The organism is Brevibacillus borstelensis, from assembly GCF_036700025.1.
Classification (GTDB): Bacteria; Bacillota; Bacilli; order Brevibacillales; family Brevibacillaceae; genus Brevibacillus; species Brevibacillus borstelensis.
On the sequence record NZ_CP144922.1, the window covers coordinates 240,001 to 258,531 of the forward strand.

Here is an 18,531-nt window from a genome sequence, read left to right on the forward strand (position 1 = left end):
CGTTCCGAAGAACAGGTACCTGTCTTCGCTGAACTCTTTTACCGGGATGACCGCACTGACCCGCTCCCCTTTTTCGATCTGAATCAGGTTGATGATCGGAGTGCCTTTGGCTGTACGGTTGAGATCCGGGATTTCGTAGCCCTTCAACCGGTACACCTTGCCCTTGCTGGTAAAGAACATGATGTGGTCGTGCGAATTCGTGATATACAGATGCTCGACAAAGTCGTTATCCTTGGTGCCGATTCCCTGGATACCGCGACCGCCCCGCTTCTGCGCACGGTAGGTAGTCACCGGCAAACGCTTGATGTACCCATCATGCGTCAGCGTGATCACCACATCCTCTTCCGGAATCAGGTCGGCATCCTCGATGCTTTCCTCGTCAAAGGTAATGACCGTACGGCGCTCGTCGCCAAACTTCTCTTTGATCTCCTCAAGCTCTTCGCGGACAATCGCGTAGATCTTGTTTTCATCGGCGAGAATAGAGCGCAGCTCGGCGATTTTTGCCAGGAGCTCCTGGTATTCGTTCTCGATTTTTTCGCGCTCCAACCCGGTCAAGCGCTGCAGGCGCATGTCCAGAATGGCTTGAGCCTGCTCATAGCTTAGACCGTAACGGTTCATCAAGCCGTCACGCGCTTCTTCGGTCGTTTGCGAAGAGCGAATCAGGCTGATGATCTCATCGATATGATCGAGCGCGATCCGCAAGCCCTCTAAAATATGGGCCCGCGCTTCCGCTTGCTTCAGATCGTACTCGGTCCGTCTGCGGATGATTTCCCGCTGATGCTGGAGATAGTAGTACAGCATATCCCGCAAATTCAGAACGCGGGGACGATTGTCGACCAGAGCCAGCATGTTCACGCCGAAGGTGCTCTGCATCTGCGTATGCTTGAACAGATTGTTCAAGACAACCTTCGGTACCACGTCGCGGCGCAATTCGATCACGATCCGCATACCTTTGCGATCGGACTCGTCACGCAGATCCGTAATGCCCTCCAGTTTCTTTTCGCGAACGAGCTCGGCAATCTTCTCGACGAGCCTTGCCTTATTCACCTGGTAAGGAAGCTCGGTTACGATGATGCGCGGCTTTCCTTTTTCTTCCTCAATCATGGTTTTGGCACGCATGATAATCGAACCGCGGCCAGTTTCATAAGCCCGGCGGATGCCGCTGTAGCCCAAAATTTCACCCGCTGTAGGGAAGTCAGGCCCTTTGATGATCTTCATCAGATCCTGCAGGGTAATATCGGGGTTGTCGATCATGGCAACAACGCCATCGATGACTTCTACCAGGTTATGCGGTGGAATATTGGTCGCCATCCCAACGGCAATACCTGCAGAGCCGTTCACCATCAGGTTGGGAAAACGGGATGGAAGTACGACAGGCTCTTCTTTCCGCCCGTCGTAGTTGGGAGTGAAATTGACTGTTTCTTTATCGATATCTCGCAGCAATTCAAGCGCCAGCTTGGACATGCGGGATTCGGTATAACGCATGGCAGCCGCAGGGTCCCCGTCCACAGAACCGAAGTTGCCCTGTCCCTCAACCAAGAGGTAGCGCATGTTGAAATCCTGAGCCATCCGGACCATTGTTTCATAGATGGCGCTGTCACCGTGAGGATGGTAGTTGGCCATTACTTCACCGACGACGTTTGCCGACTTTCGGAACGCTTTGTCCGGAGTCAATCCCATGTCGTGCATGGCATACAAAATACGCCGGTGAACCGGCTTCAGCCCGTCGCGAACATCTGGCAACGCACGGCTCACAATTACACTCATCGCGTAGCTAATGAACGATTCTTTCATCTCATGACTAATGTCAACTTTAGGAAACCGAGCTGTTTCTTCAGCCATAAAGAGTAAACCTCCAACTGGTTATCGCAATACGTCATTATACCATATTCGGACGGTCCTCGTCCAAAGTCTCGCAAAAAGCGCAACCAGGCTGTTTCTCAAGATGGATGAATGTCGGCTTTCTCCTTGCTCTCCACCCGTCGCCATACATACACAGAGTAGATCACCAAGAAGAGAATCACGAACAATGTGGAGAAGCGATACATGTGGGCAAAGCCCGTTGTTTTCGCCACCGCGCCCAGCACCATCGCCCCCATCCCGATGCCGAGATCAAAGGCGGAAAAGAAAGTCCCGTTCGCTGCACCGCGCCTGCCCGGCTCCACTCTGTTGATCGTCCATGCCTGCAGCGAAGGCTGAACAGCACCGAAACCGGCACCGAACAAAACGGCTGCAAGCGCCAGCCCGACAGCCGATGTGCTGAAGGAAAGAACTGCAAGTCCGATGCCCGCGATCAATGCACCAGGAATCAGCACCCAGACGTGTCCCTTTTGGTCAAACAGCTTCCCGGCAAAGGGGCGAACCAGCATCAGGGAAACGGCATTAAACAGGAAAAACAGCCCCACATTGGCGATGTGGACCTCTTGGCCAAACAAGGTGATGAAGCTGACGATACCGCCGTAGGTAACGCCAAACAGCAGGGCTAGCAGAGAGGGGAACAGGGCCTTTTTCTCTACCAATCCGCTCACCGCAGAATGGGCAGGTGCGGAAGCCGCCGGTTTTTCAGCTTTGATAGGCTCACTGACCTTCACAAACTTGGACATCAGCAGGGCAGCCACCGTAAGCAGCGCGGAGATGGCAAACAACCATCCGTATCCGCTGGATTCAACCAGCCACAGTCCAAACATCGGTCCCAGAGCCATGGCGAGATTGCCGAACATCCCGAAGTACCCCATCCCTTCTCCCCGCCGCTGGGCCGGAATCAGGTCGGATGCGATCGTTCCATAGGTCGTCGTAGCAATGCCCCAGCCGATGCCGTGGATAAATCTGACCACGAGGACAAGTGCTACTGTCGTCATCCAGTAATAGCCGGAGACGGACAGGAAAAAAATCGCCAGTCCCACTACGAGTATGGGCATTCTTCCGATGGAATCGAGCGCTTTTCCAGCGAAGGGGCGGATCAGAAGCGCCGAAATGGTAAAAATGCTGATCACCAATCCGACGTCCACCTGGTCACCGCCGCGCTCCGTAACAAAAAGCGGAAGGGTGGGAATCAGCATTTGAAAGGCGATAAACAACAAAAAGTTGGATAGCGCCAGGAGTATAAAGTTTCTCGTCCAAAGGGACTCTGTTTCTGTCATGACTTTCTCCCCTTCCTGCATTGCCGAAACAAACGTAACAAGCAAACTTCCTATACATTATGCTTTTAAAAGTTTTTTAATGTCAACATGCAAACTTTACTCACGGTCCAGCTCCCGCAATTGTTTCAAAGTTTCCCGGTAAGCCCTCTCCATTTCCTCCTTCTCGGCTTGTTCCAGCTTTGGCGACGACAGACGGCCGATCAAATCGGTCAGTCTCGTTTCCAACACCATCCGCTCTTCCTCCCGCCCTCGTTTTGGCTTGTTTTTCCGTTCCAGATATTCTTGATAGGTTCCGGAAAAAAGTGTGAGCTTTTCTTCGTCAAGACAGAGAACAGCATCGGCTAGCCGTTGGATGAATTTGCGGTCGTGGGAGGCGAACAGGATCGTTCCGGGAAACTCCAGCAGGATCCGCTCCAGCTCTTCCTGCGTAGGAATATCGAGAAAGTTGGTTGGCTCATCCAGCAGCAAAACATTGTAGTCGCCGAGGAAAACCTTCGCCAGTGCGGTCTTGACTCGTTCACCACCACTTAAAACCGATACCGTTTTGTGAATTTCATCGTTTGTAAACAACATCCGGGCCAGTGCCGTGCGAATCGTTGTGTCCGAGTGGCGACTGCTTTCCCTGACGTTATTCCAAATGCTCTTGTTCTCATCAAGAATGGATAGGCTCTGGCTGAAGTACCCGACTCTGCTGCTCGGAGATACAGATATTCCGTCCGCCTGGCTGTATATCATGGAGAGGAGCGTCGATTTTCCGCAGCCGTTTCCCCCAATGATGGCTACCTTTTGGCCGGGGCGGACGGAGAAGGAAAGCTGTTCAAACAGCGTTTTCCCTTCTACACGCCTGGTAACCTTCCCGACCTGGATGACCGTTCGTCCATGCTGTTCTCCGTAGTGATTTACATCAAATCTGACGCTTGGCAGCTCCTTCGGCTTTTCCTTTTTTTCCAGCCTGGCCAGACGGCTCTCCATGGCGAGAGCGGCTTTCTCCACCTTTTCCCGTTTGCCATTTGCTTTTCTTTTGTGCAGGCGGGCCTCAGAGTTTCCCATTCGCTTCGGAGCCTTTCTGATCTCGCTGGCCCGTTGCTTTGTCTCCGTAAACGCTTGAGTCAGCCGCTCCTTTTCTTTGCGGTATTCCTCGTACTCAAACCACTCCCGTTCGCGCTTTTTTTCCTTCTGCTCGCGATAGTCGGAGTAATTCCCCTTGTACTCGCTTATCTTGCCGTCTTCCACTTCCCAAATGCGGGTGCATATCGTGTCAAGCAATTCGCGGTCGTGCGAAATCAGGATTACGGCTCCATCGTAAGCGAGCAAGGACTCCTCAAACTGGCGAATCCCGGTCATGTCGAGATGGCTCGTCGGTTCATCCGCAAAAAGAAGCGGAGCTTGCTGTTCCAATGCAGCGGCAATTTTTAGCCGAACCGTCTCGCCCCCGCTCATTTGCGAATGAATATGAGAGATGCCCCACATGCGTCTGGCGTGCCCGGTTGTTTCCGCCGCTTCTTCCCCCTGATCGATCTGCTGAATCAAGGCGGTCGAGCCGTACCAGTTGACTTGGCCTGCATCCGGCTGCGTAAGCCCTGCAAGCACATGCATCAACGTGCTTTTTCCGACGCCGTTTTGACCGACGATGCCGATCCTGTCTCCGTAGAATACCTCCAGTTTTTTTGCTTCAAAAATCACTCTGTCGCCAAAGCTTTTTTCAATCTGACGCGCTTCCAGCAGTAGCATAAAAAAATTCCTCCTTTGCTGCCTTTGGATTGGTTCCTGCCTGGTTGGAAAGCAAGACTTTCTTCCGAACCAGGCAAACAAAAAAGAGACGCCGAAACATACCGACGTCTCCTCTGGGAAAAACGAACGCCGCCGCTTGCGCTCGCCTCTTTCATGCAGCTATAAAAAAGAGCGCTCGCAATACGGCGCTCCGTTTTTTCCAATACAAACGCTCCCGTCATGCCGGAAGCCCGCTCCAGATGACTGGAAATAGAAAAAAGGCACCGGCATATCGGTACCTTTCGTATCGCGTTTGTCTGCCGCGTTGCAAGCATGGCAAAAAGCAAGGTTATAGAGCACCCGATATGTTTTCGTTACTATGCAGTTGAGCTGTATTCGTAACGAAAACTACTTTCAATGGACTGCCCTCCGGTTCTGACCACAGTAATGAATACCTTACTTTATCAGTATAGCTTACATCTTTCCCCAAAACAAGAAAAGACAAGCATCTATTGCTTATTTTTTGCAAAAGCAGGGACGCTCCCGTAGGTGAAGAGCCGCCACAGCCATTCCATCGGCCCCATCGCAAACCGGGCCATCCGCCAGCAGCTTTCGGCCGGTTGCACGAATATGCTCGATGTAGATGGCGATGCAATTCAACATGGTTTGTACGTATCCGACTTTGGACTGAAGAGCAAACAGATTGGCAATGGCCACAATGAGCGCCGTTCCTTACGCCTCATGCGAGCAGTTATCACAGCTTGACGATTCCTTCGAGACTGCTGTTTTGAATCGTAGATTTGGCGTCTACCACTAATCGGATGGCTATGAGAACCATATGAATAACCCGTTTCATAAAATGTTCTCCCCTTTCTTGCTGTCGTTTCTGACTTCATTGTAAGGGGAACGGGAAAGGGCCGCTATCGAATTGTCTTTCAGATTGCTTACATTGTCGTAAGGCAGAAAAACGGTGTAGGATCATGACATTTTTGCTGTCAAAGAGGAAATACACTGCTCAATCTAAAGAAAACAGCTTCTCTTGGCCAAACAATTTTCCTGCAAAGAACACAACAAATAAATATTGAAATAACCATATGATTATATTAGTATCTGAATCAGAAGAGGTATTGGAGGAGAATGATGGACACGAAACAGGTAGTAGCCATGTTAAAGGCTTTAGCAGACCCTACAAGGCTAAAAATTATTGCCTTATTGCAAACTCGCAGCTGCTGCGTATGTGAGCTTGTACCGATCTTTGGCATATCCCAACCAGCGATTTCCAAGCACATGAGCCGCCTGAAAAGTGTGGACCTTGTCATCGAGTCAAGAAAAGGCCAATGGGTATTTTACACTCTCAATAAAGCACGCTTGGAACAAGTAGCGCATGCACTCGGTAACCTGCCTGATTACTCCGAAGAATTTTCAAAGTTGGAGCAGCAGGGGTTATTGGTTACCTGTGAATAGGAAGGACTGAATTAAATCATGTTCGCTATCTGGAGTGCCTTTCTGATTTTTGCTTTGACATTAATTTTTGTAATTTGGCAGCCAAAGGGGCTTAACATTGGCTGGTCTGCTGCCGGAGGAGCCCTCCTGGCCTTGCTGTGCGGCGTTGTCAGCTTTGCGGATGTTGTCGCCGTCACCGGTATCGTGTGGAATGCCACATTGGCCTTTGTAGCCATTATTTTCATATCGCTGCTCCTGGATGAAATCGGCTTCTTTGAGTGGTCCGCTCTGCATATGGCCCGTCTGGCAAAAGGGAACGGGCGACTCATGTTCATCTATGTCGTGTTGCTCGGAGCCGCAGTAGCCGCTTTCTTTGCCAATGACGGAGCTGCTCTCATTTTGACCCCCATTGTTCTGGCGCAAGTCAGAGCATTGAAGTTTCCTGACAAGATGGTCCTGCCCTTTGTCATGGCTAGCGGTTTTATCGCAGATACGACATCTCTGCCGCTGATCGTCAGCAACCTGGTTAACATTGTATCTGCCGACTACTTTGACATCGGTTTTGTCGAATACGCTTCCCGTATGATCATTCCGAATTTCTTTGCCCTTGGAGCCAGCTTGCTTGTCTTGTATTGGTATTTCAAAAAAGATATTCCCCGACAATACGATTCGTCACAACTGAAAAAGCCGCATGAAGCCATAAGAGACAAACGGCTGTTCCGGCTATCCTGGGTGATTTTAACGCTTTTGCTCGTTGGTTACTTGATGAACGAGCTTCTGGCTGTTCCCGTATCGATTACAGCAGGACTTGCAGCCGTGATCTTTCTCCTGATCTCACGAAGAAGTAAAGTCATCGCCACCAAACGAATCATAAAAGAGGCTCCCTGGTCGATTGTCATTTTCTCAATCGGGATGTATGTCGTCGTGTATGGGTTGCGTAATGCGGGATTGACTGACATGCTCAGCGATGTCATCCAGAAAATCTCTGATCAAGGGCTCCTGGCTGCCACAATCGGCATGGGCTTTTTATCTGCCTTCCTGTCTTCGATCATGAACAACATGCCTACTGTCATGATCGATGCTCTCGCTATTCAGGGGACGCAAACATCCGGGATAATTCGGGAAGCACTGGTGTACGCAAACGTAATTGGTTCCGACCTCGGTCCAAAGATTACGCCGATCGGTTCGCTCGCCACTTTGCTCTGGCTCCACGTGCTTTCCCGGAAAGGAGTTGCGATCAGTTGGGGGCAGTATTTCAAAACCGGGATTGTCTTGACGATTCCCACATTGTTCATCACACTGCTGGGCTTGTATCTATGGCTGCAGATCATTTCGTAATGAAAACCAACTTTTCATCCATGAAAGGAATGGCGATGTCATGCAGAAAAAACCGTTGATTTACTTCCTTTGCACGGGAAATTCTTGCCGCAGCCAAATGGCTGAAGGCTTTATGAGATCACTTGGCGGAGACCGTTATGAGGTAAAAAGCGCAGGTCTGGAAGCCCATGGACTAAACCCGCTTGCGGTACGTGTAATGAAAGAAGACAATGTAGATATTCGTTCGCATACGTCCGATGTGATTGATCCCGATACGCTTGCCCGCGCCGACTACGTGATTACGCTTTGCGGCCATGCCGATGAGCATTGCCCGGCGGTTCCCGGCAATAGCGCAGTAAAATGGCATTGGGGCTTTGATGATCCGGCTAAAGCCAGCGGCACGGAAGAAGATATAATCAATCGTTTCCGCGTTGTACGTGATTCTATTAAAAGTCGGATTGAACAGTTTTTGAAGGAAGGCAAATAACGAAAGCATAACAAAAAGCTTGCCCCCGAGAGGACAAGCTTTTCTTAATTCTCTTCCAGACAGTTTTGAGAGAAAGTATTCCTAAATATCCAAATCCCGCACATTCGCCGCATACTGTTCAATAAATTCGCGACGCGGCTCTACTTCGTCGCCCATCAGCGTCTGGAACACCAGATCGGCCTCCATCGCATCATCCAGGTCTACCTGCAGCAGGGTGCGAACTGCAGGGTCCATGGTTGTTTCCCACAGTTGCTCTGCGTTCATCTCACCCAATCCTTTGTAGCGCTGAATGTTTGGCTTAGGCGTAGTTTTCAGCGAAGCGAGGATTTCATCACGCTGTTGATCTGTATAGGCATAGTGAATTTGTTTACCCTGCTTGATGCTGTAGAGCGGCGGCTGAGCGATGTAAATATAGCCGGACTCGATCAATTGCCGCATGTAACGGTAGAAGAACGTCAAGAGCAGTGTCCGAATATGGGAACCGTCGACGTCGGCATCCGTCATGATGACCACTTTGTGATAGCGCGCTTTGGAAATGTCAAAGTCTTCACCTACACCCGTTCCGAGCGCAGTGATGATCGTCCGGATCTCATTGTTTCCGAGAATTTTGTCCAGACGGGCTTTCTCTACGTTCAAAACCTTACCGCGCAGCGGCAGAATGGCCTGAAAATGACGGTCCCGCCCCATTTTGGCAGAGCCGCCCGCGGAGTCACCCTCAACGATAAACAGCTCGGACTCGGAAGCATCCTTGGACGAACAGTCGGCCAATTTACCCGGCAATGCGCTCACTTCCAGCGCGCTCTTGCGCCGGGTCAGCTCGCGTGCTTTCCGTGCTGCTTCACGCGCACGCGCAGCCATCAGAGCCTTTTCCACGACCTTCTTGGCGACGCCTGGGTTCTCCTCCATGAAGGTGCTGAACCGATCGCCAAAGACCGACTCGGTAATACTGCGGGCCTCTGAGTTGCCCAGCTTCGTCTTCGTCTGACCCTCGAACTGCGGCTCGGGAATTTTCACCGAAATAATCGCGGTAATCCCCTCGCGCACGTCGTCGCCAGACAGGTTCGGATCTTTTTCCTTCAGGAAGTTGAACTTCCGGCTGTAATCATTGATCACGCGGGTGAGCGCAGTCTTGAAGCCGGATTCATGGGTTCCGCCCTCATGCGTATTGATATTGTTGGCAAAGGAGTAGATGTTGCTGACATAGCTGTCGTTGTACTGCAGGGCGACCTCTACCACCAGGCCATCCTTCTCTCCCTCGCAGTAAATCACTTCCTCGTGCAGAGGTTCCCGGTTTTTATTCAGGTACTCCACAAACTGGATAATGCCGCCCTCATAGTGGAACGTTTCTTCTTTTTCCCGCTCCGGACGCAGGTCCTTCAGCGTAATTTTCAGTCCTTTGTTCAGGAAGGCGAGCTCGCGAATCCGCTTTTGCAGCACTTCGTACTCGTATTCGGTCGTTTCGGTAAAAATCGTCGGGTCGGCCTTGAAGGTCACCTTTGTCCCGGTCTCTTCGGTCTCTCCGACCACGGCCAGATCGGCCTCGGGAACCCCTACATTGAACCGCATGAAATGAATTTTGCCGTTCTGCTTTACCTCTACTTCCATCCACTCGGAAAGAGCGTTCACGACGGAGCTGCCGACACCGTGCAGACCGCCGGATACTTTGTACCCGCCGCCGCCGAACTTACCGCCGGCGTGAAGAACCGTCAAAACCGTCTCTACCGTTGATTTCCCCGTCTTCTCATGAATGCCCGTAGGAATCCCGCGGCCGTTATCCGTTACAGAGACGGAATTATCAGGATGGATCTCGACGAGAATGCTGTCGCAATACCCGGCAAGCGCCTCGTCAATGGCGTTGTCCACAATCTCCCATACGAGGTGGTGCAGCCCGCGGCTGCTGGTAGAGCCGATATACATCCCCGGACGCTTCCGAACAGCTTCCAAGCCTTCCAAAACCTGAATCTGACTGGCATCATAGTTTGTATTATCTTTCGTCGTCACTTGATCCACTACTAGTCAACTCCTCCACTTCAGCTTGTACAAAGGAAACCTGATCCAAGCTGTCCACGAACTGAGCGCGTCGCTTCAGCGTCAGGGAAGAAATAGGCGAACAATAAATGGCATCTGTGGTGATGACGTATGACTTCGTCTCTTCTTGGTCTGAGTCAACGACCATCTTCTTTTTCTCTTGCAAAAACGCCTTGTTGTTCTTAGACGATTTTACAGTCTGATGATCCAAGATTGAGATGACATCCTTGGTGCTCACAACAGTATCTCCACCAATGTGTATAAACATGCCTGTTCCCTCTACCTTTCCCCGGAGATTTCCCCTTCCCGCACATAAAAACGAGAGGCTTGCTGGAGAACCTGATGTTTTAAGCCTTCCACACCTGTGGTGCTTACAAACGTCTGAACCCGATCTTGAATGGTTTCCAACAGCAAGGTTTGCCGATGTTCATCCAATTCGGAGAGCACATCGTCCAGCAAGAGGACCGGATACTCTCCCACTTCTTCCTTGATCAATTCGATTTCGGCCAATTTAATAGACAGCGCACTCGTACGCTGCTGTCCTTGGGAGCCGTATGTTTGCACATCCATGTCGTTTACTTTCAAGGTAAAATCGTCCCGGTGCGGGCCAATCATCGTGCTTCCCCGCGCCAGTTCCCGGTCAAAGACCTCTTCATAAGCTGCCAATAGCATATCCACCGCCTGTTCTGGAGTTTGCTCCTCCGTGACTGGCGAAGAATTTACGTAGTGCAGCGAGAGGATCTCTCTTTTGCCGGTAATGCCGCTGTGAATGTCTTTGGCCCACGCTTCCAGCTTGCGGAGAAACTCAAAACGCTTCCGCAACAATTTTACCGCTAATTCGGCCAATTGAATATTCCAAATCCCCAGCATCTCCTTGGACCGGCTTTTTTTCATCGCCATGTCCTTCAACAGTTGATTGCGCTGGGCCAATACTTTGTTGTAATTGCTCAAATAATACAGATACGTCGGAGACACCTGGCCGATTTCCATATCGATAAATCGGCGTCGCTGGGCAGGCGCTCCCTTGACGATCGCCAAATCCTCGGGAGCAAACATGACCACATTCAGGGCTCCAACGTATGCACTCAGCTTTTGCTGCTCCATCCCATTAATTTTGGCCCTCTTTCCCTTTCCCGTCAACTGCAGTTCCAAGCGAACCGATCCGTAGCGACGCTCGACATCACTACGGATCGATGCAAAATCGGCTCCCCAGCCAATCAGTTCCTTGTCTCTGGGGGTGCGGTGCGACTTGGCCAGAGCCAGTACGTAGATAGACTCCAGTACATTGGTCTTGCCCTGCGCATTGTTGCCGATAAACAGCTGGATGGGACTGTCAAAGGAAAGAGAGAGCTGCCCGTAATTGCGAAAATGGGTAAGCGAAAGGTTCTTGATAAACAAGAATAGCGCTCTCCTCTCAGCGGCGAGTCACTTTGTAGCGGCCGTGTCCCTCGACGTCAATTTCGTCTCCGGGATAGAGCTTTCGGCCGCGACGATTTTCTTCTTCGCCGTTTACCTGAATGGGAACCTCTGCTAGAAACGCTTTCGCCATTCCTCCGGTATCAATGAGATCGGCCAGCTTGAGAAACTGGCCAAGAGCAATGTATTCAGTCTGAATGGAAACCTCACGCATGGATAGGCCTCCTTTCTGTTTGGCTGCTAGTAGGTTCGAACCGGCAGGATGAGGTGCAGCGTCCATTCGTGATCTGTCGGGCGAAGGACAAACGGGCTCATCGGACCGGTAAAGCATGCTTTGATCTCGCTGCTGTCGATAGAACGAAGCGCATCGATCATGTACTTGGCATTGAACGATATTTTCAGCTCTTCGCCATCCATCGCTTTTGGCATGACGATCTCCGTCACCTTGCCGATTTCCGGAGCGTTGGACGTAATTTCCACGCTGCCGTCAGGAAGTGTAACGAGGCGAACCACGTTGGACTTGCCTTCCCGGCTGAGCAAGGAAGCGCGTTCAATCGACTGCAGGAATTCTTTTGTGCTCACGGTAACTTCCGTCTTGCTGCTTTGCGGAATGATGCGGGCCGTATCCGGATAGGTCCCTTCCAGCAGACGGGAGTAAAACAGGATATGCTTTGATTTTACCAGTATCTGGTTGTCCGACACAACGATATCCACAGGATTCTGGTCCTCATCCAATATCTTTACCAATTCGTTGCAGCTTTTTCCCGGAACGACCACATTGGTAAAGGAAAGCTCCTCTGGACATTCTACCATAGCTGTGCGGCTGGCGAGTCGGTGGCTGTCCGTTGCCACAAATTTCAGCTGTCCTCCATCCAAAGACCACATCAGGCCAGTGAGGATCGGACGCATTTCCGATGTAGACACGGCAAAAACCGTTTGCCGGATCATCGATTTCAACAAATCGCCGGGAACGCTGAATACTTTATCTTCTTCCAGTTGCGGCAATTGCGGAAACTCGTTTGCATCCATGCCGTTAATCGTAAATTCAGCTTGTCCGGAACGAATCTGGGTCACGAGTCTATCATCTACCTGGATCTGAATCTCGCTGTTTGGCAGCTTGCGGACAATTTCACTAAAAATACGAGCTGTCAGAACAATGCTGCCTGGCTGATGAACGGTGACTCCCCACTCATCTGCTTCTTCGGTCGGAATCAAAACCTCGATGGATACATCAGAGTCGCTGGCAGTCAGCGTCAGTCCCTCCTGATCCGCTTTCATTTTGATCCCTGTCAAGATCGGAATAGTCGTTCTGCTGGAAACCGCCTTGCTGACGTGCGAAACGGCATTGGACAGTTTGTCGCGTTGAACGGTAATGTGCATCAACGTGAACCTCCCTTGTTCGTTCCATCTGTGTAATAAGCCTCAGGCATATTTGCCGGCGCCTATTCATATATCTATTAGGATAAATCTTTTAACAGAAGTAGTAATAGGGCTTGTGGATTTGTGGATATCTATGAATAGCGACGTAAAAGATAGCCTATACACATGTGGGTAAGTTGTGTATAGGCTTTTCGTGTTATTCACAGGTTAATGGTTTGCTTTCAATTTTTCAATCAAAGACTGAATCGTTACTTGCATCTGCGGATCGGTCGCCAGTGCCCGCGAGATTTTCTCATGGGCGTGGATGACGGTCGTATGGTCGCGGCCGCCAAATTCGTCGCCGATCTTCGGCAAGGAAGCGTCCGTCAGCTCGCGGGACAAATACATCGCGATCTGCCGCGGAAATGCCACAGACTTGGTGCGTTTTTTGGCCTTGAAATCTTCCAGCTTGAGATTGAACTCTTCCCCGACGGCACGTTGAATGTCGATGATGGTGATGACTCGCGGACGGGAAGACGGAATGATGTCTTTGAGCGCTTCCGCCGCCAATTGTGTATCGATATCGCGATTGATCAGGGACGAATAGGCGACTACGCGGATGAGTGCACCTTCCAATTCGCGAATGTTGCTGTCGATTTGATTGGCGATGTAAATCATCACTTCATTGGGAATGTCGAGGTTTTCGGCCTTTGCCTTCTTTCTGAGAATGGCAATCCTCGTCTCCAGATCAGGCGGCTGGATATCGGTAATCAAGCCCCACTCGAACCGGGAGCGGAGGCGATCCTCCAGAGTCGGAATCTCCTTGGGGGGACGGTCGGAGGAAATGACGATTTGCTTGCTTTCCTCGTGCAGCGCATTGAAGGTATGGAAGAACTCCTCCTGCGTCTGTTCCTTGCCCGCCAAAAATTGAATATCGTCGATCAAAAGCACGTCTACACTTCGATATTTATTGCGAAACTCTACCGTTTTGTTGTCCCGGATCGAGTTGATAAATTCGTTGGTAAACTTTTCAGACGACAAATAAACGACTTTCGCAGAGGGATTATGCTGAATCACATAATGGCCGATCGCATGCATCAAGTGGGTCTTGCCGAGTCCAACTCCTCCGTAAATAAACAATGGATTGTACGCTTTCGCAGGCGCTTCCGCCACAGCAAGAGAAGCCGCATGTGCAAAGCGGTTTCCTGAACCGATCACGAATGTGTCAAAGGTGTATTTCGGGTTCAGTATGCTCGGGGGCTGGTCGTCACCATTGCTGGGAGGTGCAGATACCTTTACGCGGGGAGCCGGCTGTTCATCGGCGAAAGCGGCATCGGGATTTTGCATGGCTACGAATTTTACCTTCATATTGACGCCTGTTACCTCATAGAGTGTATCAGTGATCAATTGAGAGTAACGGGTTTCCAGCCAATCGCGGGCAAAGTCGTTGGGTGCGACGACAATCAGCGCATCCTCTTCCAATGTGGTCGCCTTGGTCGCCTTCAGCCAGGTATCGAAGCTTGGTTTACTGAGCGATTTTTCTATCTTGGCAAGTACTTTGCGCCAAAGCTCGCTAATCGCTGCATCCAACCAGAATCCCTCCTTTCGGGAACATATAGAGAAATGATAATAAGAGCCAACGATCAAAAGAAAACGTGTATGAAATCAGCTGTTAATGAAAGAATCGACTGTGGATAAAAAAAGTCGAAAAAAAGGGATTCCGCTCGGATAAGCGAAAAAAAGTAGACGTTATCCGCACCTTTGTGAATAAAATGATTCACAGATGAGGAAATCTGTCCACAAACTTATCCACATGCTGTGGAAAAGTAAAATGTTCGGCTGAAGTTATTCACGTTCCAAAACAAAAACATAATAACAGATAAAAGGCATGACAGCAATGGTTTTTTCATACTTATCCACAAACACAACTGATTGTATACTACACATATTCACACCCCAATATTTTGTGTACAAGCTGTAGATAATCTTGTCGAAAGATGGAAATGTGGATAATAGGATATCCACAGTCTTGGGAAATATCTCTTTGGGGATATTTACCGAGATCCCTGATTTCCAGCCTTTCTTGACTTTTTAGGCGAATCTCCTTATAATGCGTAGGTAATGGTTTTTGAGGACGGAGGTGTATAGAAATGAAACCATCGTTTAACCCAAATAATCGCAAACGTAAAAAGGACCACGGGTTCCGCAAGCGTATGAGCACGAAAAACGGCCGTAAAGTCTTGGCTGCCCGCCGTCGTAAAGGTAGAAAGGTACTTTCCGCATAGGCCACAACTTCGGTGGCCTTTTTTGCTGCATATCGGTCGGGAAAATCTCCTTGTGCGCAGGCTCCCTGGGGGGAGAGACATGTGCTTCTTTATCATTCAGATTTGTGAAACTTTCAGGCGTTGGAATCGTTTTATAGATCGATGCCCGGATTGTTTCGCAGAAAAAGAGGGTTTGATGAGGAGGCTAGCATGGAGCGCCAAGGGGATTTCACCGACTTTTTTCTTACATTGGCTGATGTATATCTGAAGCAAAACCCGTTTCCGGGAATGATCTGTGCGTATGCAGGGGCGTACCGGTACGTGTACGAAGCCCGTTGCGTTTATGATCCAGATGGCCGCTACCGGGCGTGGAAAGAAGAAGCGATTCGTTTCTTGGAGTCGGAGGAAGGAAAAAGCAAAATGCTGGTTCAAGCCCGCACGGTCGTGGACGAGAGGAAGCGATGGGCGGAGGAAGCGCTGCTTGGCGGACTTGCCAAGACAGCATGGCTGGCCGGTGTTTCGGCATGGCTGGATGCAGTCATCATGTACGCCTGGTTCGAGAAGCGTACGCTTGCAACGGGGAAGCTCGTCCCGGCGATGAGGGAGCTGGCGGCCTACGGTGAATTCGTTTCACTGTTTCCGGCCATGTACCGAGATGATCATGATCTGTGGGAGCGCTTTCATGCCGTCGCGGCTTATCGTCGCTACTTCAGGGAGGCAGGAGGGGACGAATTTGCTTGCTCCGAGCTGCAGGATCTGCTGATGGAGCGAAAACTCGAGCGCCTTGTCCGGCAACGAGACGAAGAAGCGGCCCGCTGGCTTTTGCTGACCGAAGCAGCCTGGCTGTATCTGTCCTGTTCCGAAGAGGAGAGCCTTGATGAGCATGTCGCCGCACTGCCGCTGCCTTTGCAAGAAAAGCTGGGGAAAATCGGGTTTTCCGAAGCAAATGCAGACATGATCCGGCACGTCGGCAGGTTGTCCGATCAGGTTGTCGAAGCTGTTTTCCAAAGAAGGAATTGAAGAATAGATGCCGTTTTTGGGAAAAAAGTGGTCGAAACAAGGATATACTGGTAGATGCTGCATACGTTTTCTACTATAATTATGATGTTAGGGGTTGTTTACCTTGCATCGTTCCCATCGGCTCAGAAAGAATGAGCAATTTCAGGAAGTGTTTCAAAAAGGAAACTCAGCAGCCAACAAGCAGTTTGTTCTCTATTCTGCCAAACAGGAGGGACAAGCCGCTTTTCGCGCCGGGATTTCTGTCAGTAAAAAAATAGGTAACGCGGTTATCCGCAATCGGGTCAAACGGTTGATTCGCGAGGCGCTCTCCCGTTTGGAAAGCAAGATCCCATCCGGACTTGACTTGATCATTATCGCCCGTCCTGGTGTGGAAGCGATGTCATTGGATGCCATCGAGCAATCTTTGGTCCATGTCATGAAGCGGGCCAAGGTAATCAGGCAGGTACCGGTACAAAACCACAAAAGAGGGTGAGGCGGTCATGGGGCGCGTATTCATATGGCTGATACGAGGATACCAGTTGTTCATCTCGCCGTATAAGCCGCCATCCTGCCGTTTCGCTCCTACGTGTTCCCATTATGCGATAGAGGCTATTCGCCGTTTTGGGGCATGGAAAGGAAGCTGGCTGGCCATTCGCCGCATACTGAAGTGCCATCCCTTTCATCCGGGTGGATTCGATCCTGTACCCGAACGCCGCAATCATTAGCAGTTTTGATGAAATATAACCGATAACCGTTACAGGGAAAAGGAGGACCATCCCTTGAGCAGACGCATCCTCAGCATATCCATGCTGGCCCTGCTGGTTTTGATCCTGTCGGGCTGTAATCCTCAAGCGGCAGCACCTATTGGGCCGGACGCAGAAGGAATTTGGGACAAGTATTTTGTCTACCCGCTGTCCTGGCTGATCCAAGAGAGTGCCATGCTGCTCGGAGGCAGCTACGGCTTGGGAATTTTGGTAGCGACCATCATCATCCGGCTGATCGTGCTTCCGCTGATGGTGAAACAGATCAAAAGTTCCAAGAAGATGCAGGAGCTGCAGCCTGAGCTGCAGAAAATCCGCGAAAAACACAAGAACGATCCGCAAAAGGCCCAACAGGAAACGATGCTTTTGTTCCAGAAAAATCAAGTGAATCCATTGGCCGGTTGTTTGCCGCTGCTCGTGCAAATGCCGATCCTCATTGCGTTCTATCACGCGATTATCCGGACAGAAGATATCAAGACACATACGTTCTTGTGGATGTCCTTGGGCGAGAAGGACCCGTATTACATCTTGCCGATCATCGCCGGGATTACCACGTATTTGCAGTCCAAAATGATGGGTTCGGTCACTCAAGGCAACCCGCAAATGCAAATGATGCTGGTAATCATGCCGCTGATGATTCTGGCGATCGCCGTCACCTTGCCGTCCGCTCTGTCTCTCTACTGGGTATACGGCAACCTGTTTACCATTGTGCAAACATATTTCTTGTATCGCGATACCAATAAAGCGCCCCGTCCGAAGGAGGGAACCTCCAAGTGAAAAAGGTGGTAGCTACGGCTAAAACGATTGACGATGCTGTGCAAAAGGCCTTGGAAGAGCTGAGTGTGCCTCGTGAAAAAGTTAGCGTTCGCATCCTGGAAGAACCGAGCCGCGGTTTGTTCGGTCTGATCGGTTCCCGCGATGCCAAAGTGGAAGTAGAAGTTCAATTCGATCCGGTTGATCAAGGGCTTGCTTTCCTTCAGGACGTACTTGCCAACATGAACGTGGACGCCAGAGTAGAAATGCGCCGTGGAGAAGAAGGCATGCTGTTTGACATTCAAGGTGCCAACCTGGGAATTATCATCGGCCGCAGGGGACAGACGCTGGATTCGCTGCAGTATCTCGTAAACGTCGTAGCAAACCGCCATGCGGACAAGCATGTACGAATCGTACTCGATGCCGAAAACTACAGGCAGCGCCGCAAAGAAACACTGGAGCAGCTTGCCGAGCGCGTAAGCAGAAAGGCGCTGGCGATGAAACGAAGCGTCCGTCTGGAGCCAATGTCTGCAGCCGAACGAAAAGTCATCCATTCGTTTTTGCAAAAGCGTACGGATGTGGTAACGTACAGCGAGGGTGAAGAGCCCAACCGCTATATTGTCATCGCACCGAAAGAAGCCTCGTCGTAGGCTTCTTTTTTTGCCCATTTGCTCATAAAACACCAGAGACCGGCGGAATGGAATGGACAGTCTACCGAGTAAAAGGCAATGGGAATAGGCGTCAACGCACAAAAGACATGGATCTATATCTGTCTCTATTCAGGGGACTATAGTCAGGAAGGGAGCACGCTTATCGTGCTTCCTTTTTCTTATCAACTGGTAGAGGTCAACCCG

At 50.5% G+C, this 18,531-nt stretch carries 19 protein-coding genes (1 of these 19 only partly in view); 9 read left to right on the top strand and 10 right to left on the bottom strand.

Annotated elements, in window-relative coordinates:
• The 4 genes from gyrA to V5G20_RS27075 all read right to left on the bottom strand — a co-directional run.
• Positions 1 to 1,842, bottom strand: partial view of a DNA gyrase subunit A gene (gyrA, locus tag V5G20_RS01330; RefSeq protein WP_024983197.1) — the 5' portion only. It extends 699 nt beyond the left edge of the window; 1,842 of the gene's 2,541 nt are visible here — the first part of the coding sequence; it begins with the start codon at positions 1,840 to 1,842; its stop codon lies beyond the left edge, outside the window.
• Positions 1,843 to 1,940: 98 nt separating this feature from the next.
• Positions 1,941 to 3,140, bottom strand: coding sequence for an MFS transporter (locus V5G20_RS01335; RefSeq protein WP_085974955.1), 1,200 nt, complete (start codon positions 3,138 to 3,140; stop codon positions 1,941 to 1,943).
• A 96-nt stretch (positions 3,141 to 3,236) separates the two neighbouring features.
• Complete coding sequence (abc-f, locus tag V5G20_RS01340; RefSeq protein WP_031932425.1) at positions 3,237 to 4,871, bottom strand: ribosomal protection-like ABC-F family protein; 1,635 nt, start codon at positions 4,869 to 4,871, stop codon at positions 3,237 to 3,239.
• Between the two features lie 488 nt (positions 4,872 to 5,359).
• Entirely contained in the window at positions 5,360 to 5,449 is a 90-nt protein-coding gene (locus tag V5G20_RS27075) for a DUF418 domain-containing protein (RefSeq protein ID WP_371862623.1), read from the bottom strand.
• Positions 5,450 to 5,990: 541 nt separating this feature from the next.
• On the opposite strand from V5G20_RS27075, the gene V5G20_RS01350 reads away from it, so the two are divergent.
• The 3 genes from V5G20_RS01350 to arsC are packed head-to-tail and all read left to right on the top strand — an operon-like array spanning position 5,991 to position 8,097.
• Positions 5,991 to 6,314: an ArsR/SmtB family transcription factor gene (locus V5G20_RS01350; protein WP_024983200.1), complete on the top strand. Its 324-nt coding sequence runs from the start codon at positions 5,991 to 5,993 to the stop codon at positions 6,312 to 6,314.
• A gap of 18 nt (positions 6,315 to 6,332) precedes the next feature.
• Positions 6,333 to 7,631, top strand: coding sequence for an arsenic transporter (locus V5G20_RS01355; protein ID WP_122958769.1), 1,299 nt, complete (start codon positions 6,333 to 6,335; stop codon positions 7,629 to 7,631).
• A gap of 40 nt (positions 7,632 to 7,671) precedes the next feature.
• Positions 7,672 to 8,097, top strand: a complete 426-nt coding sequence (arsC, locus tag V5G20_RS01360) for an arsenate reductase (thioredoxin) (protein ID WP_003388873.1) — start codon at positions 7,672 to 7,674, stop codon at positions 8,095 to 8,097.
• Positions 8,098 to 8,178: 81 nt separating this feature from the next.
• Here arsC and gyrB read toward each other — a convergent pair whose 3' ends face one another.
• The 6 genes from gyrB to dnaA form a co-directional block, all read right to left on the bottom strand.
• A complete protein-coding gene (gene gyrB, locus V5G20_RS01365) occupies positions 8,179 to 10,107 on the bottom strand; it encodes a DNA topoisomerase (ATP-hydrolyzing) subunit B (RefSeq protein ID WP_003388872.1) in 1,929 nt (642 codons plus the stop codon).
• Positions 10,082 to 10,393, bottom strand: a complete 312-nt coding sequence (gene remB, locus V5G20_RS01370) for an extracellular matrix regulator RemB (RefSeq protein WP_003388871.1) — start codon at positions 10,391 to 10,393, stop codon at positions 10,082 to 10,084. Before remB ends, gyrB begins: the two co-directional genes overlap by 26 nt.
• Before the next feature lie 11 nt (positions 10,394 to 10,404).
• Positions 10,405 to 11,523 carry a DNA replication/repair protein RecF gene (recF, locus tag V5G20_RS01375; RefSeq protein WP_003388870.1) on the bottom strand — a complete coding sequence of 373 codons (1,119 nt, stop codon included), beginning with the start codon at positions 11,521 to 11,523 and terminating at the stop codon, positions 10,405 to 10,407.
• Between the two features lie 16 nt (positions 11,524 to 11,539).
• Positions 11,540 to 11,755, bottom strand: a complete 216-nt coding sequence (yaaA, locus tag V5G20_RS01380) for a S4 domain-containing protein YaaA (protein WP_003388869.1) — start codon at positions 11,753 to 11,755, stop codon at positions 11,540 to 11,542.
• Positions 11,756 to 11,781: 26 nt separating this feature from the next.
• Positions 11,782 to 12,921, bottom strand: a complete 1,140-nt coding sequence (dnaN, locus tag V5G20_RS01385; protein WP_003388868.1) for a DNA polymerase III subunit beta — start codon at positions 12,919 to 12,921, stop codon at positions 11,782 to 11,784.
• A 207-nt stretch (positions 12,922 to 13,128) separates the two neighbouring features.
• Entirely contained in the window at positions 13,129 to 14,490 is a 1,362-nt protein-coding gene (dnaA, locus tag V5G20_RS01390; protein WP_003388867.1) for a chromosomal replication initiator protein DnaA, read from the bottom strand.
• Between the two features lie 560 nt (positions 14,491 to 15,050).
• Here dnaA and rpmH point away from each other — a divergent pair.
• The 6 genes from rpmH (at position 15,051) to jag (ending at position 18,327) form a co-directional block, all read left to right on the top strand.
• Entirely contained in the window at positions 15,051 to 15,185 is a 135-nt protein-coding gene (rpmH, locus tag V5G20_RS01395) for a 50S ribosomal protein L34 (RefSeq protein ID WP_003388866.1), read from the top strand.
• A 189-nt stretch (positions 15,186 to 15,374) separates the two neighbouring features.
• The gene (locus V5G20_RS01400) at positions 15,375 to 16,184 is read left to right on the top strand and encodes a hypothetical protein (RefSeq protein ID WP_024983203.1); all 810 of its coding nucleotides are present in this window, start codon (positions 15,375 to 15,377) and stop codon (positions 16,182 to 16,184) included.
• 103 nt (positions 16,185 to 16,287) lie between these two features.
• A complete protein-coding gene (rnpA, locus tag V5G20_RS01405; protein ID WP_003388864.1) occupies positions 16,288 to 16,656 on the top strand; it encodes a ribonuclease P protein component in 369 nt (122 codons plus the stop codon).
• Between the two features lie 7 nt (positions 16,657 to 16,663).
• Positions 16,664 to 16,888, top strand: a complete 225-nt coding sequence (gene yidD, locus V5G20_RS01410) for a membrane protein insertion efficiency factor YidD (RefSeq protein WP_003388863.1) — start codon at positions 16,664 to 16,666, stop codon at positions 16,886 to 16,888.
• A gap of 54 nt (positions 16,889 to 16,942) precedes the next feature.
• Complete coding sequence (yidC, locus tag V5G20_RS01415; RefSeq protein ID WP_003388862.1) at positions 16,943 to 17,701, top strand: membrane protein insertase YidC; 759 nt, start codon at positions 16,943 to 16,945, stop codon at positions 17,699 to 17,701.
• Complete coding sequence (gene jag / locus V5G20_RS01420) at positions 17,698 to 18,327, top strand: RNA-binding cell elongation regulator Jag/EloR (protein WP_003388860.1); 630 nt, start codon at positions 17,698 to 17,700, stop codon at positions 18,325 to 18,327. Before yidC ends, jag begins: the two co-directional genes overlap by 4 nt.
• Positions 18,328 to 18,531 lie beyond the last annotated feature (204 nt).